Raw genomic sequence first — 19,656 nt, forward strand, 5'->3', positions numbered from 1 at the left:
CCGCTCGTCGATGCCCCGCCCGGCCGGCCCCGCTGGGCCGGGCCGACTAGAAGCGCAGGCGGTACGACGCCACGACGTTGCGCCCCATCTCCGGACGGAAGAAGCTGGCGTTGGAGAACTCCGCGTAGAGCTCGTCGGTCAGGTTCTCGATCGTCAGCTGCAGCACGTGGGCGAACCGGCCGCGCTCGTAGAGGGTCACGCCGCCCGAGAGGGTGTGGATGGTGAAGGCCGGGAGCGTGTCGCCGACGGCGGGCAGCGGCTCCCCGGCTTCGAGGTTGACCTTCTCCGACCCGTTGTGGCGCACGCGGTACTCGGCCCAGAAGCGCCCCTTCGGCTGTTCGTAACGCAGGTAGGCGGAGATCTTGTCGGAGTACTGGTCCTCCACCGGGGCGGCCGACTGCGTCACCCGCTTGCCGGTGATGTGGGTGTAGTTGCCGCCCACCGTCAGACCGCTCGCGTGGCGGTAGCCGAGCGCCACCTCGAGACCCTCGTAGCGCAGGCGGTCGACGTTGCGCTCCTGCACCACGAAGCGGGCACCGCTCGCGTTGATCCGGGCCTGCAGCGCGGCGGGCAGGGCGGCGATCTCCTCGGGCGCGAGGAAGTCCTGGATGATCCCGTCCTTGATCTCGTTGTGGAAGAAGACCGCCTCGAAGAAGGCGTTCTGGCGCCGGTACTTCATCCCCAGATCGTAGTTGTCGGAGGTCTCCGAGGTGAGGTCGGAGTTGAGGATCTGGAAGCCGCTACCCTCCGGCGTCGGCCCGTTGAACAGCCGCTCGATGATGTTCGGGGCGCGGAAGGCGCGGCCGTAGGAGCCGAGCAGGTTGAGGTAGTCGGTGACCTGGTAGGTGAGGGTCGCCGCACCAACGAAGGCGTCGTCGTCGAAGTCGAGGTTGGCGATGTCCCAGCCCGGCGTCGACTTGGCGCGTGTGGCGACGTCCTGGTAGCGCGCACCGGCGGAGAGCTTGAGCTTGTCGCCGAGGGTGATCTCGTCCTGGGCGAAGACCCCCCAGCTCTCGTTGATCGCGTTCGGGGAGTTGGCGATTCCGTCGGTGGTCACCGACTTGGCGAGGAACGGCGGGAAGGGGAAGCGGATGCTCGTCGTCGTGGTGGAGAAGTCGGTGTTGAACGAGTCGTCGCGGTAGTACTCGAAGCCGTAGGTCAGCACCTGGCGCGTGCCGGCCACCTTGATCGCCTCGGCGCGCATCCCGGCGGTCTTCAGCTTGGTGTAGTTCGTCGAGTCGGCGGCCACCGAGGAGTCCGGGGCACCGGGGAAGATCGGGCCGATGTTGATGTCGATGTCGTTGACCAGCTCGCGCTCGTTGACCTGGTAGTAGCCGCGCAGCTGGAAGGAGTCGGCGAGGAGGCTCGAAAGCGCCGAGTGGTCGTAGGAGAGGGTGGCGCGGTCGAAGTCCTGGTACGGGTAGAGGATGCGCACCAGCGCCGAGGTGTCGCCGCCGATCAGCGCCGGGTCCATGTAGCCGAAGCCGGTCTGGTCGGCGTGGTAGGTCGAGTACCGCACGCCGAGCGTCTGACTGTCGGTGAGGTTCCAGCCGAGACGGGCGAAGAGGTTGTGGTCGTCGACACCGGAATCGAGCACCGGCACCGAGTCGGTGAGGTGAATGGCGCCGAAGCGGCCGGCGGGCGCGTCGTAGTCGGAGGCTTCGCGCTTCGAGCCGTTCACCATGTAGCTGAAGCGGCCGATGCCGCCGGCAAGCGACAGGCTGGCGCGCTTCTGCTCCGCGGCGGTGCCGTAACGCAGCTCGGCGCCACCACCGATCGGCGTGCTGGAGAGCGAGCTCGGCAGCTTGGTGACGAGGTTGAGCACGCCGCCGATGGCGTCGCTGCCGTAGAGCACCGAGGCGGGTCCGCGGACGACCTCGACGCTCGAGACGGTGTCGAGGTCGACGAGGCCGGTGATCTCGCCGAAGTCGGTCTGCCGGCGGGCGTTGTTCATCCGCAGCCCGTCCTCGAGGAAGAGCACGCGCAGGCCGCGCTGACCGCGGATGACCGGGCGGGCCTGGTTCGGTCCGACGCCGTTGACGTCGACGCCCGGCTGCTCACGCAGCAGATCGGCGGCGTTGTTCGGCGCGCGCCGTTCGATCTCCTGTGTCGAGATGACGGTCACCGGCGTGGCGACTTCGAAGGTGTCGACCTCGCGGCCGACCGCGGTCACCGTGGTGGTGGCGAAGAATGACGGCATCTCCTCGGCCGGCTTGGCCGGATCGGTGGGTGGAGCGGGGGTGGCGCTGGCTGCCGGATCCGCGGGAGCCGGGGTGGCCGTCGCGGCGGCCTCGTCGGCGAGCAGTGGCCAGGTCAGGGCGGGAAGCAGGAAAGCAAGCACGAGCAGGTTCGTGCGAAGGCGCGAAAGAGACATCGAGAACCTCCAGAATCCGTACAGTCGGCTCACGCGGCCCGAAGGCCGGGGGCCCGGTGGTGGGCAGGACGCCGGATGAGGCGTCTGCCGCGGAAGCGGAGGGCTCGGGATCGAGCCTCCGCCGTCTCTCAGGACGAGGCGAGAACGGCGGAGAGGGACGGCGGAGGGCGCGGCGCGCCGAGCTCCGGGCGGACGCCCGGTGCGTTGGGGAGGCGGTACTCCTCGGGCGGCGCCGCGCGGCGCCGCGGGCGCGGGGTGACGAACCCGCGCCGGAAGGCGGCGGCGAAGCGCTCGGCGAGCTCGGGCAGGCCGCTCGCCAGCCCGAACGGCACCAGCCAGAGCAGGTGCACGGCCGGCGGCGGCGGTACCGAGAGCGGGATCGGGTGCGTCGAGACCGGCGTGGCACCGGCATGGAGGAGGAAGGCGAGCGTCCAGAGAACCAGGGCGCGCCGTCCCCAGAGGAGAGGACGCCCCTGGCGGAGCTCGCGCAGGCCGGCGGCGAGCAGGGCGAGCGCCGCGATCCAGCGCCAGGCGACCGCCGGCTGGCCGATCGAGAGGTCGGAGAGGCGTTCCCACAGGAGCCAGGCGTGGAACGGGACGAGTGCCGCGGTGAGCAGCGCCGACGCCGCGGCGATCAGCCAGGCCGAGGGCCCGCGCCGCCCGGCGCGGTGCGGGCGCGCGCCCGCCAGCTCGAAGTTCGGTCGTCCGGCCCTCATGTCGCGGCGCAACCTAGCACAGGGGTCTGACGTGCAACCCACGCGATCGGGTGGGCCTCCGGGGGTGTTACGCTTCGTCCTCACGGCTGGACACGCGCGCGATGCTTCCATCGAGAGAACGACTGCTCGAGCTTTCCGGCTGGGAGGTCGGTGAGCTCTCCGAGGTCTCCTTCCCGGCCCTGCTGCTCGCTCATGGGCTCTCCGGCAAAGGGGTCGAGCTCCGTCTGCGACGCGGTCACGTCGACAAGCGGATCTTCTTCGAAGGCGGCGGTCCGGTCGACTGCCGCTCGAACCTGCTCCACGAGACGATCGGGCGGTTCCTCGTCCAGCAGGGGCGGCTGGCCGAAAGCGACTATCAGGAGTGCCTGCGCGAGTCGGTGGCCCGCAGCGCGCTGATCGGCGAGGTGCTGATCGAGCGGGGAAAGCTCGACTCGACCGAGCTCTACAAGGCGCTGCAGCAGAACCTGGCGCGCAAGCTCCTCGACGTCTTCACCTGGCGCGAGGGGCGCTTCGCGGTGGTGCGCGACCCGCCGCCGACCGGCTCGTCGCTCAAGGTCCGGGCGCCACAACTCGTCTTGACCGGCATCGCGCGCTTCGCGCCGGCCGAGCTCGTCGAGCGCTGGGTGGCGCCGTACGGCGCGGCGACGTGGCGCGCCGGTCGCGAGCCCCTCTTCGCGCGTGGCGACCTCAAGCTGCCCCCGGCCCAGGCCCACCTGCTCGAGTTGCTCGACGAGCAGCCGCGGGATCTCGCGGCGCTCGCCCTGGCCACGGCGACCGATGCCGAAGAGGTGGCGCGTTCGGTGGCCGGCCTCGCCTTCCTCGGCGCGATCGAGATCGGCACGCCGCCGGCGGTCGAGGCGGAGCCGGCAGCTCCGGCTGCTCCTGTGCCCGAGGCCCCCGCAGTCGACGCGGCGGTCGAGCAGGGAGTGGGAACGGGCAAGGCGCCGCGCGACGCGGCGGCGGACGCGCCGAAAGGACCGGCTCCCTCCCCCGAGCCGGCGACGAAGGGCGCGGCGACGGGTCGCGCCGCGGCGGCGCCGTCGGCCGAGGAGGCGGCCCGCCTGGCCCGCGGGGTGCACGAGGCCTACCTGAACTTCCGCCGGCAGGATGCCTTCGAGCTGTTGGGCGTCGACGAGGACGCCCCGCTCGCCTTCGTGCGCTACCAGTACCTCGACTTCGCCCGCCGCTTCGCGCCCTGGCGGTTCGAGGCCGGGCGGCTCGCGCCGCTCGCCGAAGAGGCGCGCGAGCTCTTCCTCGCCGGTGCTCTGGCCTTCGCCGAGCTCGAGCGGACCGAGAGCCGCGAGGCGTTGCGTTTCCGCCGCCAGCGCGCGCGCGAAGAGGCGGCGCGCCAGCGCTCGGCGAGCTACTTCCAGATCCAGACCGACCTGCTCGACCCCGAGGCGCAGTTCGCCAAGGGCCTGACGTTGCGTGAAGCCGGCCGCCTGCGCGCGGCGATCCAGCAGATCGAGTTCGCCGTCGAGTGCGATCCCGGCAACGCCCTCTACCTCGCCGAGCTGGCCTGGACGCGCTTCAGCGAGTCGCCGACCACGGCGGCGCGCGCCTTCGACGACCTCAAGCAGGCGATGCGCCTCGACCCGCAGGCCGGCCTGCCCTGCTACTACGCCGGAGAGGTGTGTGCCGCGCTCGGCGACCGGGCCCAGGCCGAGGTGCTGCTGCGGCGTTCGATCAAGCCGCTCGCCCCGGATCGCCGGCCGCTCGAGGCGCTGCGGCGCCTCGCCGGCGAGCGCCGGCGTTGACCGCGCGAGGCGCGTGCTAACGTCCCCTGCCGCTGCCCACGACGATGTCGACCGAACTCCCCACGAGCCCGCCGCCGCGCGCCGCCTCCGGCCTCTTCGTCACCTTCGAGGGGCTCGACGGCAGCGGCAAATCGAGCCACCTCAAGCGGGTGGCGGTGGCGCTCGCGCGGCAGGGGCGCACCGCGGTCGTCACCCACGAGCCGGGCGGCACGCCGCTCGGCGACGAGCTGCGCAGCCTGTTCAAGGACCGGCGTTTCCGCGCCATGGACGGCACGGTCGAGCTCCTGCTGGTCTTCGCCAGCCGGCGCCAGCATCTCGACGAAGTCATCGAGCCGGCCCTTGCCCGCGGCGAGGTGGTGCTCTGCGATCGCTTCACCGACTCCACCGTCGCCTATCAGGGCGGTGGGCGTGGCGTCGCGAGCGCGTCGATCGACGAAGTCGATCGCCTCGCCACCGGTCGACGGCGGCCCGACCGCACCGTGGTCTTCGACCTGCCGGCGGAGGTGGCGCGCGGCCGCGGGCGTTCGCGCAGCCGCCATGCACGCGGTGCGGTCGACCGGCTCGACGACGAGGAGCTCGCCTTCTACGAGCGGGTGCGGACGGCCTATCTCGATCTGGCGCGGCGTGAGCCGGAGCGCGTGCGGCTGGTCGATTCGAGCGGCTCGGTCGAGGCCACCGCGCGGGCGGTTCGGCGGGCGCTCGCCGATCTGCTGCCGGAGCTCGCCGAGTGAACCTCGAGCGCACCCTCGAGCTGGCGCGCGACGGGCGGCTCTACCCGGCGGTGATCCTCCACGGGGCGAGCGTGGAGGTGCGGCAGGACGCGGCGATCGCCCTGGCGCGCACGCTGCTCTGTGCCAGCCCGACCGAATCGCGACCGTGCGGCGTCTGCCCGCACTGTCGCCGGCTCTGCTGGCCGGGGCGCGGCGACGAGTCGTTCCACCCGGACTTTCACGTCCTCGAGCGCGACCTCAAGACCTCGACCTCGGCCGAGGCGACCCGCGCCGTGCTGCGTCAGGCGCAGCTCTCCCCGTTCGAGGCGCGCGGGCAGGTGTTCGTCGTCGCGGCAGCGGAGACGCTCTCCGGCGAGGCGTCCGACGCGCTGCTCAAGGCGATCGAGGAGCCCGGGCTCGGTGCGCCCCGTCATTTCCTCCTGCTCGCACCCTCGCGGCTCGACCTGCCGCCGACGATCCGCAGCCGAGCGTTCGCCCTCTTCCTCGGACCGGCGGTGGCCCTCGCCGACGACGAAATCGAGGCGATCGCCGCCGGGCTGCTGCGGGCCGTCGCGGCGCATCGCGACGGAGCGGGCGGCTGGGCGCTGCTCGCGGCCAGCGCGGCGCTCGCCGCCCCCGGAGGGTTCGAGGATCCGCGCGCCAGCCGCCCTTGGAGCCTCGCGGCGGCCAGCGCGGTGCGCGCTGCCCAGGCCGCGGAGTGCCCCGCCGAAGCGCGCCGCGGACTGCTCGACCTCGCCGACGACCTCCTGCAGGCGTCCCCCCTGCGGTTGCGCGGGATCTCGGCGGAGCGGATCCTCGAGGGGCTGGTCGCCCGCCGCCTCGCCGTTTGATCTCCCACGACCGTCGAGTGCATCAGTCCACCGCGCGGTCCCCCGGGCCTTCGCTAGCCTGAAGGCGATGCGACCTCTTCCGCGCCCCCTCGTCGTTCTCGCTCTTGCCCTCGTCGCCACGGCCGCTGGCGCGGCGACTCTGCCGGTCTACGTCGACCAGGTTGCCGACGGTTGGGAGTACTGGGGCTGGGCCTCGGTCGTCAACCTCGCCTACACCGGGACGGTGCACGGCGGCACCCACGCCATCCGCTTCGAGCCGGATGCCTGGGAGGCGGTCTATCTGCACTCGGCCGCCGCGCTGTCCGTGGCGGAGTGGAACGGGGTCCGTTTCTGGGTGCGCGGCGAAGGGTCGGGCGGCCAGTCGCTCGTGCTCTGGGTGCGACTCGGCTCGACGACGCGCCTCTCGACCGCGCTTGCTCCCTACCTGCCGGCCGGTGGTGTGCCGGCGGGGCAGTGGGCGCAGGTCACCGTGCCGTTCGCCGATTTCGGGGTGACCTCGGGGAGCTTCGACGATCTCTGGATCCAGGCCGGTGTGGCCGGGGACCAGGCCGCCGTCCTGGTCGACGACTGGGAGCTCACCGGCCCGGGCCCGATCGTGCCGCCCGGCGGACCGGTGCCGGTCGCCGTCGACCCCGGAGCCGACCGTCGCTACGTCAGCCCGCTCGTCTACGGCGTGAATTTCGGCGACATCGCGCGCTTCTCCACGGTGCCCTACACGGTGCGGCGTTACGGCGGCAATTCGACGACGCGCTACAACTGGCAGGCCGACGTGCACTCGACCGCCTCGGACTGGTTCTTCATGAACATCCCGGATTCGTCGAGCCCCGGCGGATTGCCGGCCGGTTCGTCGAGCGACCAGTTCGTTGCCGAGACGCTCGCCGCCGGCTCGCAGGTGGTGCTCACCGTGCCGACGATCGGCTGGGCGCCGGCGCCGGTGCAGGCCAAGCGCTGGAGCTTCTCGGAGGTCAAGTACGGGCCGCAGACCTCCGACGAGTGCCGCTACTTCGGCAACAACCCGCCGGACTGGTGCACCCACGACGCCGGCAACGGGCTCTGCGACAGCGCCGTCAACACGACGGGCTACTGCCAGGGCGGGAGGATCGTCGGCAACGACCCGTTCGACACCTCGATCGCCATCACGCCGGCGTGGGTCGGCGACTGGATCGACTTCCTCGGCGGTCGCTACGGCAGCGCGGCGCAGGGCGGTGTGCGCTTCGTCGCGCTCGACAACGAGGCGATGCTGTGGAACAGCACGCATCGCGACGTGCATCCGACGGCGCCGGGTTACGACGAGGTCTGGACTCGCGGCCTGGCAGTGGCCAGCGAGGTGCGGCAGCGCGATCCGTCGGTGAAGATCCTCGGGCCGGTGACCTGGGGCTGGTGCGATCTCTTCAGCTCGGCGGCGGATGCCGACGTCGGTCCGAGCTGCATCGACGGCGCCGACCGTCAGGCGCACGGCGGCGTGGAGTTCGTCCGCTGGTACCTGCGACAGGCCTGCGCCCACGAGCGCACGACCGGTGTGCGGGTGCTCGACCTGCTCGACGTCCACTACTACCCGCAGGCCAACGTCGCCGGGCTCGGCGGCAACGATTCGGGCGAGGACGCCTCGACCTCGGCGCGTCGCCTGCGTTCGCTGCGCGAGCTGTGGGATCCGGCCTACGTCTCGGAGTCGTGGATCGGCGAGGCGCCGTACCTGTTGCCGCGCCTGCGTGCCTGGATCGACCAGGAGTGCCCGGGCGTCGGGCTCGCGCTGACGGAGTACAAGTGGGGTCCGGACACCGGCGCGAGCGGGACCCTGGCGCAGGCCGAGCTGCTGGCGATCCTCGGCCGCGAAGGGGTCGAGCTCGCCACGCGCTGGGTGGCGCCGGAGGTCGGCACCAAAGTCGAGCAGGCCTTCCTGCTCTTCCTCGACTACGACGCCGCGGGCAGTCGCGTCGCCGGCGACAGCGTGCGCGCCACGAGTCTCGCCCCCGATGCGGTCGCCTCCTACGCACTGCGCGATCCGCGCGGCAGGCTCTTCCTGCTTCTCTTCAACAAGGACACGGTCGACCGCGAAGCCCAGGTCACCGTCGCGGGCGGCGTCACCGGCAACCTCGCGCTCTACCGCTTCACCGCGACCACCGCGCTCGCCGCCGCCGGCACCGTCCCGGGAGCCGCGACGCCGATCGTCCTCACCCTCCCGCCCCGCTCCGCCACCCTCGCCGTCGGCCAACTCGCCGGCGGCGGCGGGCTGCCGTTCAGCGACTCGTTCGAGCGCGGGCTCGCGCGGTGGGTGGGGCCGTAGGGGCGAGACTCGGCGCTCCGCGGGTCAACCGCGCTCCAGCCGGTCGGCCCTCTTCCTTTCGGCTCGTCCCACTCACCGGAAGCGTTCTGCTGCGCAGTGCGGTGGGCGACCGCACTCTCGCTCCCCGGCCGTGGCGGCTAGCAGCTAGAGGTTGGGAAGTGAAGGTCCCGGCCCGCAGAATCGAGAGCAACGGAGGACCTGTCATGCGGCTGACCCTCGAATCCTGGCCCGCCGACGGCGGCTACGTCGGCCGTTCAGGGCACCCTTCAGGGGATCGAAATCCCAGTGTGAAGGGGGCGACCTAGCTGTATGAGGACGAGATTGGGCCGACGCTATCTTGCGCGCCCGATGAGCCAGTGCCGTTCACCGAGAGAGGCTCGCCATCCCGTCGTTCAGGGTCGGGTAGCGCAGGTCCTTCGAGAGCTCCGCGCGGAATCGCGTCGTGTCTCCGCAGTACGACACCTTCCCGATGCGCACGAAGTCGCGGGTGAGAGGCGAGCGGGTGCGGAAGAGGGTGGCCCAGAGCTCGCAGAGGGTGGCGGTGGTGAGGATGGTCCACCACGGGAGGTGCCAGGGGCGCGGGGTGCCCCAGGCGTCGCAGGCGCGGTCGAGGAACTCCTGGAGCGTGAGCGGCTCCTCGTCTCCGAGGTGGTAGATGCCGGAGACACCGTCGCGGGTCGCGGCGGCGGTGGTGGCGGCGAGGAAGTCGGGCGTCGAGATCAGGTGGATCCAGGTCGGCTCGCGCCAGACGCCGAGGAGGCGCCGCTCGGCGAGCCAGCGCGCGGCGTCGATCATCAGGATCCCCTTGCCGTAGACCATGCCGACGCGGAGCACGACCGGCGTGAGCGAGGTGCACGCCGCGCGCGCGAAGAGCAGCCGCTCCTCGGCGAGACGGGTCGTCGCGTGCGCCGAGATCGGGTGGCCGTCGAGGCGGCCGGTCGCGGGATGCTGCGGCGTCGTCGGTCCCTCGACGTGGGGAAACGAGATCAGGACGACGCGTTGCACGCCGGCGGCGAGCGCGGCGTCGAGAAGGTGGCCGAACCATGCGGTGTTGGTGGTCGGCAGGAAGCGCTCCGGTCGGGGTGCGAAGAGCACACCGGCGAAGTGGACGACCACGTCGACACCCGCGAGCGCCGGTGCCAGCGTTTCCGGCTGCGCGAGGTCGATCGTGCACACCGCGGTCCGCGGCGCGGCGGCGAGGTCGGCCGGCAGCGGCGTCCGGTGCACGAGGAGGCGGAGCTCGTGCTCGCCTTCGGCGACCAGGTGCCGTGCCAGCCGACTGCCGAGGTTTCCCGCCGCGCCGGTGATCGCGATGACCATCGAGCCACAGCCTATCGCGGGCCTCGGGTGGCCGAGGTCCGCGACAGGGGGTGCCTGTTTCGAGCTCGATCGAGTGCGTCGGGGTGCGCTGGCTCACGCCCGAGGCGCGAGCCAGCGACGCCGAGCGATCTCAGGGGTAGGTCGCGCTCCAGCCGGCGAAGCTGCCGGCCTCGAAGCCGTGGGCGAAATAGAGCCCGGCGCTGCAGGTGCTGCCGACGAGGATCTTGACGTCGTCGATCCACCAACCGGCCGCAGCTTGGCTGGAATCGGTGCCGATGCGCCAGCGCAGCAGCAGCGAAGAGCCGGCGAAATCGGCGAGGTCGCCGGTGACCTGGGTCCAGGCCGAGGTGCTGGCGGTCCACGCCGAACGACCGCCGAGCGGGTTGCCGCAGCAGGTGCTGAGGGTGCCGTTGTAGCCGTTGGTGAGCAGGCGTCCCGAGTTGCCGGTGAGGATGTCGTTCCAGGTCGTGCCGCCATCGGTCGACGTCTCGAGAACGCCGCCGTCGTAACGGGTCGAGGTGCCCTCGAAGGTGTAGTTGTGCCAGAACTCCAGCTTGACGGGAACCGCCGCTGGCAGCGCGAGCGCCGCGGTGTTGCGGATGTGGCTGTCGCCGACGGTGCTCTGATCCAGGGCGAAGTAGGAGTGCGTCGGCGAGTGCGCGCCGGTCGTCACGACCGACCAGGCGGGCGTCCCGGTCGTGGTCCACAGCCCGCTGCCGCTCTCGAGATCGTCGGTGAAGAAGACGGTGTCCGGACCGGATGCCCCGGCCGACTTGATGACCGAGTTCCCCTCCTGGTTGCCGTTGGCGCAGTGGCCGCTGCCGTTGCCCGTCTGGTCCTCGGCCCGCACGGCGTAGTAGTAGAGCGTGCCGGGTAGCGGGGTGATGTCGGTGAAGGCCGTGCCGGCGACGCAACTGGCGCGGAGGTTCGCGGCGCTCGGCGTGAAGCCCGGCGTGGTGCTGCGGAACACGTTGTAGACGACGCCGCCGCCGCAGCGGCTGGCGCCCGCGGTCCAGCCGAGCTGGATTCCGCAAGTCGTCGTTCCGGCGCTCGTCGCGGTGGCGAGGCCGTCGAAGGTCGGCGTGAGCACGCAGACGCCCGTTGCCGTGGCGTCGTCGCAGGTGCTCTGCGCCGATTCGCAGGGCTGTGCGTCGTCGACCGCGACGACCTTGTAGGCGTAGGTGGCCGAGCCGGAGACGGTCAGGTCGCTGTAGGTGGTCCCGACGATACCGCTCTGCAGGAGAGTGAACGCGGCAGCGAGGGCGCAACTCGCTTCGGCGCGGTAGACCTTGTAGCTCGTCGCTCCGGCCGAAGCGCCCCAGGAGAGGTCGATCCGGTTGTTTCCGTTGGCCGTGGCGGTGAGTCCGGAGGGCACCGGCGGCGCGGTGCAGTTGGCACGACCGTCGAGCGTCATCGCTCCGGTGTTGCCCGGATCGAGGTAGTCCTTGACGCGGTTGCTCGCCGTCGAGCCGGAACGGTCCCAGGAAACGGAGAAATGCCCGTAGTAGTCCGAGAGGCTCTCGCCGGTGGCGCCGCACGCCGAGGGTCCGCCGTGAAGCTGGCCGATGAACCGTCGCGCGGCGTTGTAGAGCGGCGAGCCCGACGAGCCGGGTTCGGTCACGCCCGGAGGAATCGTCGTCGCCGGGCTGGGCGGGTAGATCGGTGTCGGATCCCAGTACGAGTGAACGTGAGTTCCGTCGCCGGGAATCGTCGAGTTGTTGTAGCTGGTGGTCGTCGTGTTCTGTTCGACGAAGGTGATCCGCTTCTCGTCGTTGTTCGGGTGATGGATTCCGGCACAGAGCGCGCCGGTGGCCGGCCCGCAGGCGTGATCGCCGTTGCCCGGGCCGCCCGAGCCGCTATAGGGGGTGCGGTCCCACCCGGCCCAGTAGTGATTGAACGCCGGCACGGCCGGGGCGGTCATCTCGACGAGCGTGAAGTCGGAAGGCGAGTAGGCCGCTTTGAACGTCGAGCCGGTGTGGAACTGGGCGAAGCTCCCGTCCCCGGCGCCGCCGCTGGCAGCGCTGCCCGGAAGGCGGCAGGTCGAGTTCTCGTAGTTCCAGTAGGTGACGAGCGAGGCGGCGTTCCCACTGTTGATGCCGCAGTGATTCGCCGTCATGAAGAGCATCTTGCGGTCCTGCGCCGTGTTGTTGAGCAGCGAGCCGGTGCAGAAGGCCGAGCCGCCGGTCGAGATGTTGGCGGTCGCCTGTCCGAGCTGGCGCCATTCGGCCCACGGCGAGCCCAGGCCGTCGAGGCAGGCGATGTCCATGTTGCAGCCGCCCGACGCGACCGCATCGGGCACGCCGAATCCGCGGTAGCCCTGGTTGATCGAGGTCAGCTCGAGCTTGACCTTTTCGATCTCGCGCTCGGGGGCAGTCAGCTCGACGACGAGATCGTCCCCGGGGAGAACGGGCGTCCAGAGCTCGTCGTAAGGCCGGTTGTCGTCGGCGGTGAACGGCCGGATGCTGCGCTTGCCGTCGCCGGAGTAGAGGAAGAGCCGCGCGTTGGCGCTCAGGCGGAACTTGCCGAAGGCGAGGTTGAGCGACTTGGTGCCGGGGGCGACGATGCGCAGGCGCCACAGCATCAGGCCGCCGGGAAGCCGCTCCCAGGTGCCGTAGTCCTGCAGCGTGATCTGGACCGGGTAGGGCACGGCGAACCGTGGTGCCTCGCCGGCCGCTTCGGCCTGTGCCCCTTCGGCGAGCGCGGCTTCGAGGTCGAGCGGCTCAGGAATGAACGTGTCGACCGCGTCGAGGGGCGTGACCGCGAAGACGGTCGCGGTGGGAACGGGTCCGCTGGCGAAGGCGAGCGTGGAAAGGAGGAGGGCCGAGGTGGCAGCGACGAGGAGAGAAGCGATCGGGCGGGGAGCGGGCATGAAACCTCCGGCAGAGAGCCTGGCTCGGCGTGGCCGAACAGGAGGATGTGAGGGTAGACCCAAGAAGGATGGTAGCGACTTGCTACCTCGGGGGCCCTACCCGTTTGGGGAGGCTCAGTAGTAGTCGGAACAGGACAGGTAGTAGCCGCACCCGGGCCGCGGGCAGTAGAGCTTGCACTTGCGCTCGGCGAGCGTGGCGCCGCAGTTGGGGCAGGTGCGCAGGGTGCGCTCGGCGTCGGAGAGGGTGGCCGGCCCGGCGGCAACGCGAGGCGAGGCGGGGAGGGGCGAGGCGTCCGCCTGCGGCGGCGGTGGAGCCGGGGCGGCGGGGTCGTCGGGAGGCGCCATGGCCGGCGATCCTAGCCCGCAGCCGCGTATACTGCGCCGCCATGTTCGAAGCTCTCGTTCTGGCGGGCGGCAGCGGCACACGGTTCTGGCCGGCGAGCCGCCGCGCGCGCCCCAAGCAGCTGCTCGCTCTCGACGGCAAGCGCAGTCTGCTGCAGCAGACCGTCGATCGCCTCGCCCCGCTCGTTCCCCCGGAGTCGGTCTGGATCTCCACCACCACGGAGCTCGCGGCCGCGGTGCGCGAGGAGCTGCCGGAGGTCCCGGCGCAGCAGATCCTCGCCGAGCCCGCCGGGCGAAACACGGCGCCGGCGATCGCCTATTCGCTGCTCGCCATGCCCGAGGCGCGACGTCGTCGCCCGGTCGTCGTCCTGCCGTCCGATCACCGGATCGCCTCGCCCGAGTCGTTCCTCGCCACCGTGCGAGCCGCTGGGGAGGTGGCCGAACGCGACGACCGGATGCTGGCGCTCGGCGTCACGCCGCGCCGGCCGGAGACCGGATTCGGTTACCTCGAGCTCGGTGAGCCGCTCGCCGGAGCGGACGGACTGCGCCGGGTCGCGCGCTTCACCGAAAAGCCGGACCTCGCCACCGCCGAGCGCTTCGTCGCCTCCGGCACCCACTTGTGGAACGCCGGCATCTTCGTTTTTCGCGGCACGACCCTGCTCGCTGCGCTCGAGCGGCACGCTCCGGACCTCGCGGCCGGGTTGGCGGCGATCGTCGCCGAGCCGGGGTGGGTCGACGAGCTCTACCCGCGCCTGCCGTCGATCTCGATCGACTACGCGGTGATGGAGCGGCTCGACGACCTCGCCACGCTGCCGCTCGACTGTGGATGGGACGACCTCGGCTCGTGGGGCGCGCTCGCCGAGGTGCTGGCGTCCGATGCGGGGGGCAACGCGGCGCGAGGCGAGTTGGTGGCGGTCGAGTCGTCGGGCAACGTGGTCTATTCCGACGGTGGAACGGTGGCCCTGCTCGGAGTGGACGGGCTCGTCGTCGTGCGGACCGCCGACGTTGTCCTGGTGCTGCCGCGCGAGCGTGCCCAGGACGTTCGCCGGATCGTCTCCGAGCTCGAACGGCGGGGTCGCGGCGAGCTGCTGTAGCATTGCCGGGACCCGCAGGCGAGGCTCGGCGCTCGACCCCCGAAGCCACGCAAGGACCGGCCCCACACCCCATGCAGTGGAAAATGGCCCGCCAGGGCAAGCTCGCCGCGCGCATCAACACCTGGGCGCTCAACCACGGCTTCCCGGCGCTCGCCTGGCTGGCGCCGCGGGCACGGCGCGGCTTCCTGCTGGCCAACGCCCGCTGGATCATCGCCCTGGTGATGACGCTGCATCACCGGCCGAAGAAGGCGATCGCCGCCAATCTCGCCCGCATCCTCGGCGCCGACCCGCGGTCGCGCCAGGTGCGGCGGGCGACCGCCGAGATGCTCCGCCATTTCGCCTACTACTGGACCGACCTCTTCCGTTTCGCCCAGCTCCCCTCCGAAGAGGCCCGTCGGCTGATCGTCCGCGACGACGGGGGCGAGCACGTCGAGCGCCTGCGGGCCGAGGGGCGACCGATCCTGCTGCTCACCGCGCACCTCGGCAACTGGGAGCTCGGCGGCGTCCTGCTGGCGCACAAGCAGCTCCCGGTGTCGGTCGTCTACGTCAAGGACGCCTTCGCCGAGGCCGAGCGCTTCCGCAGCAATCTGCGGACCCAAGGCGGCGTCGAGCAGGTGCCGATCCGGCCGAACGACCCGTTCGCCAGTCTGCCGGTGCTGCGCGCCCTGCGCGAAGGCCGACTCGTCGCGCTGCAGGGTGACCGGGACTTCGACGACCACGGGCTGGAAATGGACTTCTTCGGCGCCCCGGCGCGCTTCCCGCCAGGGCCGTTTCACCTCGCCCGGATGACCGGGGCGGCGGTGGTGCCGGCCTTCGTCGTCTACTCGCCGGATTACCGCTTCGAGATCGAGTTCGGCAAGCCGATCGAGGTGGCGCGCGACGGGGACCGCGAGGTGGCGGTAGCGACGGCTCTCCGCGCCTGGGTGCAAGTGCTCGAGGGCGCCGTGCGAGCGCATCCCACGCAGTGGTACACCTTTTACGACTTCTGGAATCCGCCGCCGGCCAAGGCCCCCGGGGTCGAGCCCGCCGCCGAGGCGAGCCGGCCGGCCGCCTCCACGCCGCTGTCGGCCCCGACACACGAGTCGCTCCGGTGATCCGCCCCGCCGTGGTCGCCAACGCGGCCGGGGAGCGGTCGCTCGCCGTGCTGCCGAGCCCTCTGCACCTCGCCGAGCTCGTTGCCGGCGAGGGAGCCTGGGAGCTCGAGATCGGCTTCGGCAAGGGCCGCTACCTGGTGTCGCGTGCCACCGCCGAGCCGATACGGCGCTTCCTCGGCATCGAGGTCGCCGGCGAGTACTACCGCGAGGTGGCGCGGCGGGTCGCCCGTCGCCGCCTCGCCAACCTCGCCGTGCTGCGCGGCGAGGCGCAGTACCTGCTCGCCACCGCGCTGCCGCCGTCGTTCGCCGCGGCGGTGCACGTCTATTTCCCGGACCCCTGGCCGAAGGCGCACCACCACCGGCGACGACTCTTCTCTCCCGGCTCGCTCGATCTCGTGCTGCGCCCGCTCGTCGCCGGCGGCGACCTCTTCTTCGCCACGGACCACCTCGACTACGGTGCGGAGGTCGAGGCGGTGCTCGCCGGTCAGCCCGGGCTCGAGCTCGAGCGGATCGACGGCGAGTGGCCGGAGGGGGCGAGGACGCACTACGAGGCCAAGTACGTCGCCGAAGGGCGTCCGATCCTCCGCCTGCACGGCGTCCTGCGCGACGCGGCGCGCCTCCACCCGGCGGGGCGAAGCCAGGTGCTGATCGCCCACCCGCCGATCGGCGCGCCCCTCCTGACCGAAACCGCGGCCGAGTCCCCGGCCGCCCTCTGAGACCGGGTCCGCCTCGATGCGCCGACTCCTCGCCCTGCTGCCGTACTTCCGGCGGTACCGCTGGCGCGTCGTCTCCGGCGTGGCCGCGATCCTCCTCTCGGTCGCCGTCGGGCTCGCCTCGCCGCTCCTCGTCGGCCGCGCGGTGGACGAGTTCCGCCGCTCCGCCTCGCGCGACACGCTGCTCGCCTACGCGCTGCTCCTCGTCGGCGTGGCCGCGGTGCAGGGGCTTTTCAGCTTCGTCCAGCGCCGAGTGCTGGTCGCCGTCTCCCGCGACATCGAGGTCGACCTGCGCGACGAGTACTTCGCCCACCTCGAGCGGCAACCGCCGGCCTTCTTCCACGAGCGCGCCACCGGCGACCTGATGGCGCGGGCGACGAGCGATCTGAACGCGGTCCGCATGCTCTGCGGTCCGGCGATCATGTACAGCTTCCAGACGCTCTTCACCGGCATCGGCGCGCTCGCGGCGATGCTGCGGATCGACGCGCGGCTCACCGCGGTGGCCCTCGTCGTCATGCCCGCCGTGGCGGCAGCGACGCAGGTGTTCGGCGAACGGATCCACCGTCGTTACGAACGGGTCCAGGAGCGATTCGCCGGCCTCACGACCCGCGTCCAGGAGAACCTCGCCGGCGTTCGCGTGGTGCGTGCCTACGCACAGGAGGAGGCCGAACGTCGCGCCTTCGCCACGCTCAACGACGGCTACGTCGAGGAGAACCGCCGGCTCTCGCAGTGGACCGCCGCCTTCTATCCGCTCCTCCAGGCGCTGGTCGGCGTGGGTTTCGTCGCGGTCCTCGCCTTCGGCGGGCGTGAGGTGCTTTCCGGGCGCATCAGCGTCGGCCAGTTCGTGACCTTCAACTTCTTCCTGTCGAAGATGGTCTGGCCGATGATCGCCATCGGCTGGGTGATCAATCTCGCCCAGCGCGGAGCGGCATCGTTCGCCCGGCTGCGCGAGATCCTCGACGTGCCGCCGGCGGTCGCCGACCGCGAGCCGCTGGTGCGTCCGGCGGCGATCCGCGGCGACGTGGAGATCACCCGGCTGTCCTTCGCGTATGCCGAGGGCGGGGCGACGGTGCTCGGTCCGCTCGACCTCGTGGCGCCGGCCGGGACGCGCGTCGGTGTCGTCGGCGCGACCGGTTCGGGGAAGAGCACGCTGCTCGCCCTGCTGGCGCGACTCTGGGAGCCGCCGGCCGGAACGATCCACCTCGACGGGATCGACATCGGCCGTCTGCCCCTCGCCACCCTGCGCGGGGCGCTCGCCATGGTGCCGCAGGAGACCTTCCTCTTCTCGGCGACGGTGGCCGAGAACGTCGCCTTCGGGCGTCCGGAGGCGAGCGCGGAGGAGATCCTCGCGGCGGTGCGCCTGGCCGGGCTGGAGGAGGAGGTGGCGAGCTTCCCGCGTGGGCTCGAGACGGTGGTCGGCGAGCGCGGCATCACCCTTTCCGGCGGGCAGAAGCAGCGCGTCGCGCTGGCGCGGGCGCTGCTCTGCCAACCCCGGCTCCTGCTGCTCGACGACTGCCTCTCGGCAGTCGACGCGGCGACCGAAGCGCGCATCCTCGCCCGGCTCGGGGAGGCGTTCGCCGGACGCACGGTGTTCGTCGTCTCCCACCGCGTCGCCGCGGTGGCCGCCTGCGATCTCATCCTGGTTCTCGATTCCGGGCGTATCGTGGAGCAGGGGTCGCACGCCGCGTTGCTGGCGGCGGAGGGGGCCTACGCCGAGCTCGCCCGCCTCCAGACGCTGGAAGAGGAGCTCGCCTCGGTCTGACCCCGCAGCTCGCGCCGACGCGGCGCGCGAAAGGGTGTCTCATGCGCATCGTGGTCCTGGGGGGAAGCGGCCTGATCGGCCGGGCCCTCGTGGCGCGCCTCGCCGCCGACGGGCGCGAGGCCTGGGTGGTCTCGCGCTCGCCGGAACGGCTGGGCGATCTCCCGGCCGGGGTCCGGGCGACCGGTTGGGACGGTCGGACGGCGAGCGGCTTCGCGGCGCTGGTCGACGGCGCGCACGCGCTCGTCAACCTCGCCGGCGAAGGGATCGCCGACGGTCGCTGGAGCGCGGCGCGCAAGCGGCGGATCGTCGAAAGCAGGACGGTCGCAGCGGCGGCCTGCCACGAGGCGATCGAGCGGGCGGCGAGCCGTCCGGCGGTCCTGGTCCAGGCCTCGGCGGTCGGCTACTACGGGTCGCGTGGCGACGAAGAGCTGACCGAAAGCTCGCCAGGAGGGAGCAGCGGATTTCTCGCGGCCACGACCGCGGCGTGGGAGGCGTCGTCGCTCGCCGCCGAAGGGCTCGGCGTGCGGCGCGTCCTGCTGCGCACCGGCGTCGTGCTCGATCCGCGGGGCGGGGCGCTCGGCAAGATGCTCACGCCCTTCCGCCTGGGGCTCGGGGGGCCGCTCGGTGACGGTCGCCAGTGGTTCCCCTGGATCCACCGCGACGATCAGGTCGCCGCCATCCGTTTCCTGATCGACCGCGAGGATCTCGCCGGACCGTTCAACCTCGTCGCCCCGCAGCCACGGCGCAACGCCGACTTCGGGCGCGCCCTGGCCGGGGCGCTGGGGCGGCCGTTCCTGCTGCCGGCGCCGGCTTTCGCCTTGCGTGTCGCGTTCGGCGAGATGGCGGAGACGATTCTCGGCAGCCAGCGCGTGCTTCCCCGCCGGCTGCTCGACGCCGGATTCACCTTCCGTTTCCCGGAGATCGGCGCGGCGCTCGCCGATCTGCTGCGCTGAGGGGCGGAACGATGCCACTTTCCGCGTTCACCGCTGCGGCACCGGCCGTCCTCGGGCTGATGATCGCCGTCTGGCTGTGGAGCGTCGTGCGGCGCGATGCGTCGGTCGTCGACGCCACCTGGGGCCTGGCCTTCCTTCTGGCCACCGCGGTCGCGGCGGCGACGGCGCCCGGCGCGACGCCGCGTCGACTCCTGGTGCTCGGCCTCGTCACGCTGTGGAGCCTCCGCCTCTCGCTCTACATCGCCTGGCGCAATCACGGCAAGGGCGAGGACTACCGCTATGCGGCGATGCGCCGCGGGCACGGTGAGCGCTTCTGGTGGGTCAGCCTGTTCACGGTCTTCCTCCTGCAGGGCGTCCTGGCCCTGGTGATCGCCCTGCCGCTGCTCGTCGCCGTGACGTCGCCGGAGCCCGCCGGGTTCGGCCTGCGCGACCTCGCCGGCCTCGCGCTCTGGATCGCCGGGTTCGCCTTCGAGGCGGTCGGCGACGGGCAGCTCGCGCGCTTCAAGGCCGACCCCGGCAACCGCGGGCACGTGATGGACCGCGGGCTCTGGCGTTACACGCGCCATCCGAACTACTTCGGCGAGGCGCTGCTCTGGTGGGGCTACTGGCTGCTCGCGGCAGGGACCCCCGCCGGGTTGGCGACGATCGTCTCGCCGTTGCTGATGACCTTCCTGCTGCTCCGTGTCTCAGGGGTGGCGCTGCTCGAGAAGGGGCTCGCCTCGACCAAGCCGGGATACGCCGAGTACGTGGCGCGCACCAGCGCGTTCGTGCCGCGTCGGCCTCGTCCTCCAGAAGGCGGCGGCTGAGGTCGCGGCGA

Annotated in this window: 15 protein-coding genes; 10 read left to right on the plus strand and 5 right to left on the minus strand. The window is 71.9% G+C overall.

The window, feature by feature from the left end:
* Window positions 1-46 precede the first annotated feature (46 nt).
* Together IPJ17_09450 and IPJ17_09455 are read right to left on the minus strand one after the other, a co-directional pair.
* A complete protein-coding gene (locus tag IPJ17_09450) occupies window positions 47-2,374 on the minus strand; it encodes a TonB-dependent receptor (GenBank protein ID QQR75774.1) in 2,328 nt (775 codons plus the stop codon).
* A 128-nt stretch (window positions 2,375-2,502) separates the two neighbouring features.
* Window positions 2,503-3,090 carry a hypothetical protein gene (locus IPJ17_09455; GenBank protein ID QQR75775.1) on the minus strand — a complete coding sequence of 196 codons (588 nt, stop codon included), beginning with the start codon at window positions 3,088-3,090 and terminating at the stop codon, window positions 2,503-2,505.
* A gap of 101 nt (window positions 3,091-3,191) precedes the next feature.
* On the opposite strand from IPJ17_09455, the gene IPJ17_09460 reads away from it, so the two are divergent.
* The 4 genes from IPJ17_09460 to IPJ17_09475 all read left to right on the plus strand — a co-directional run bounded on the left by IPJ17_09460 (window position 3,192) and on the right by IPJ17_09475 (window position 8,692).
* Complete coding sequence (locus tag IPJ17_09460) at window positions 3,192-4,847, plus strand: DUF4388 domain-containing protein (GenBank protein QQR75776.1); 1,656 nt, start codon at window positions 3,192-3,194, stop codon at window positions 4,845-4,847.
* 44 nt (window positions 4,848-4,891) lie between these two features.
* Window positions 4,892-5,578: a dTMP kinase gene (locus tag IPJ17_09465; GenBank protein ID QQR75777.1), complete on the plus strand. Its 687-nt coding sequence runs from the start codon at window positions 4,892-4,894 to the stop codon at window positions 5,576-5,578.
* Window positions 5,575-6,408 carry a hypothetical protein gene (locus IPJ17_09470; GenBank protein QQR75778.1) on the plus strand — a complete coding sequence of 278 codons (834 nt, stop codon included), beginning with the start codon at window positions 5,575-5,577 and terminating at the stop codon, window positions 6,406-6,408. The genes IPJ17_09465 and IPJ17_09470 overlap by 4 nt, the downstream gene beginning before the upstream one ends.
* Window positions 6,409-6,475: 67 nt before the next feature.
* Window positions 6,476-8,692 carry a glycoside hydrolase family 44 protein gene (locus tag IPJ17_09475; GenBank protein ID QQR75779.1) on the plus strand — a complete coding sequence of 739 codons (2,217 nt, stop codon included), beginning with the start codon at window positions 6,476-6,478 and terminating at the stop codon, window positions 8,690-8,692.
* Window positions 8,693-9,055: 363 nt separating this feature from the next.
* Here IPJ17_09475 and IPJ17_09480 read toward each other — a convergent pair whose 3' ends face one another.
* The 3 genes from IPJ17_09480 to IPJ17_09490 all read right to left on the minus strand — a co-directional run bounded on the left by IPJ17_09480 (window position 9,056) and on the right by IPJ17_09490 (window position 13,226).
* Window positions 9,056-10,012 carry an NAD(P)-dependent oxidoreductase gene (locus IPJ17_09480; GenBank protein QQR75780.1) on the minus strand — a complete coding sequence of 319 codons (957 nt, stop codon included), beginning with the start codon at window positions 10,010-10,012 and terminating at the stop codon, window positions 9,056-9,058.
* 130 nt (window positions 10,013-10,142) lie between these two features.
* Window positions 10,143-12,881 (minus strand): hypothetical protein, encoded by a 2,739-nt coding sequence (locus tag IPJ17_09485; GenBank protein ID QQR75781.1) that lies wholly within the window; start codon window positions 12,879-12,881, stop codon window positions 10,143-10,145.
* Window positions 12,882-12,995: 114 nt separating this feature from the next.
* Window positions 12,996-13,226: a hypothetical protein gene (locus IPJ17_09490; GenBank protein QQR75782.1), complete on the minus strand. Its 231-nt coding sequence runs from the start codon at window positions 13,224-13,226 to the stop codon at window positions 12,996-12,998.
* A 41-nt stretch (window positions 13,227-13,267) separates the two neighbouring features.
* Between IPJ17_09490 and IPJ17_09495 the strand changes: the two genes are divergently transcribed.
* From IPJ17_09495 to IPJ17_09520, 6 genes are all read left to right on the plus strand, one after another.
* Window positions 13,268-14,317 (plus strand): mannose-1-phosphate guanylyltransferase, encoded by a 1,050-nt coding sequence (locus IPJ17_09495; protein ID QQR75783.1) that lies wholly within the window; start codon window positions 13,268-13,270, stop codon window positions 14,315-14,317.
* A gap of 71 nt (window positions 14,318-14,388) precedes the next feature.
* Complete coding sequence (locus tag IPJ17_09500) at window positions 14,389-15,411, plus strand: lysophospholipid acyltransferase family protein (protein QQR75784.1); 1,023 nt, start codon at window positions 14,389-14,391, stop codon at window positions 15,409-15,411.
* Window positions 15,408-16,127, plus strand: coding sequence for a hypothetical protein (locus IPJ17_09505; GenBank protein QQR75785.1), 720 nt, complete (start codon window positions 15,408-15,410; stop codon window positions 16,125-16,127). Before IPJ17_09500 ends, IPJ17_09505 begins: the two co-directional genes overlap by 4 nt.
* Before the next feature lie 16 nt (window positions 16,128-16,143).
* A complete protein-coding gene (locus IPJ17_09510; GenBank protein QQR75786.1) occupies window positions 16,144-17,886 on the plus strand; it encodes an ABC transporter ATP-binding protein in 1,743 nt (580 codons plus the stop codon).
* A gap of 41 nt (window positions 17,887-17,927) precedes the next feature.
* Window positions 17,928-18,839, plus strand: coding sequence for a TIGR01777 family protein (locus IPJ17_09515; GenBank protein QQR75787.1), 912 nt, complete (start codon window positions 17,928-17,930; stop codon window positions 18,837-18,839).
* A gap of 11 nt (window positions 18,840-18,850) precedes the next feature.
* Window positions 18,851-19,645: a DUF1295 domain-containing protein gene (locus IPJ17_09520; protein QQR75788.1), complete on the plus strand. Its 795-nt coding sequence runs from the start codon at window positions 18,851-18,853 to the stop codon at window positions 19,643-19,645.
* The last annotated feature ends 11 nt before the right edge of the window (window positions 19,646-19,656 follow it).

The sequence above is a fragment of the Holophagales bacterium genome (assembly GCA_016699405.1).
Lineage (GTDB): Bacteria > Acidobacteriota > Thermoanaerobaculia > Multivoradales > JAGPDF01 > JAAYLR01.

Bases quoted from the DNA above. Each gene is read 5' to 3' on its own strand.
- IPJ17_09450 (QQR75774.1), bottom strand. From the start codon at position 2,374: ATGTCTCTTTCGCGCCTTCGCACGAACCTGCTCGTGCTTGCTTTCCTG.
- IPJ17_09455 (QQR75775.1), bottom strand. From the start codon at position 3,090: ATGAGGGCCGGACGACCGAACTTCGAGCTGGCGGGCGCGCGCCCGCAC.
- IPJ17_09460 (QQR75776.1), top strand. From the start codon at position 3,192: ATGCTTCCATCGAGAGAACGACTGCTCGAGCTTTCCGGCTGGGAGGTC.
- IPJ17_09465 (QQR75777.1), top strand. From the start codon at position 4,892: ATGTCGACCGAACTCCCCACGAGCCCGCCGCCGCGCGCCGCCTCCGGC.
- IPJ17_09475 (QQR75779.1), top strand. From the start codon at position 6,476: ATGCGACCTCTTCCGCGCCCCCTCGTCGTTCTCGCTCTTGCCCTCGTC.
- IPJ17_09480 (QQR75780.1), bottom strand. From the start codon at position 10,012: ATGGTCATCGCGATCACCGGCGCGGCGGGAAACCTCGGCAGTCGGCTG.
- IPJ17_09485 (QQR75781.1), bottom strand. From the start codon at position 12,881: ATGCCCGCTCCCCGCCCGATCGCTTCTCTCCTCGTCGCTGCCACCTCG.
- IPJ17_09490 (QQR75782.1), bottom strand. From the start codon at position 13,226: ATGGCGCCTCCCGACGACCCCGCCGCCCCGGCTCCACCGCCGCCGCAG.
- IPJ17_09495 (QQR75783.1), top strand. From the start codon at position 13,268: ATGTTCGAAGCTCTCGTTCTGGCGGGCGGCAGCGGCACACGGTTCTGG.
- IPJ17_09500 (QQR75784.1), top strand. From the start codon at position 14,389: ATGCAGTGGAAAATGGCCCGCCAGGGCAAGCTCGCCGCGCGCATCAAC.
- IPJ17_09510 (QQR75786.1), top strand. From the start codon at position 16,144: ATGCGCCGACTCCTCGCCCTGCTGCCGTACTTCCGGCGGTACCGCTGG.
- IPJ17_09515 (QQR75787.1), top strand. From the start codon at position 17,928: ATGCGCATCGTGGTCCTGGGGGGAAGCGGCCTGATCGGCCGGGCCCTC.
- IPJ17_09520 (QQR75788.1), top strand. From the start codon at position 18,851: ATGCCACTTTCCGCGTTCACCGCTGCGGCACCGGCCGTCCTCGGGCTG.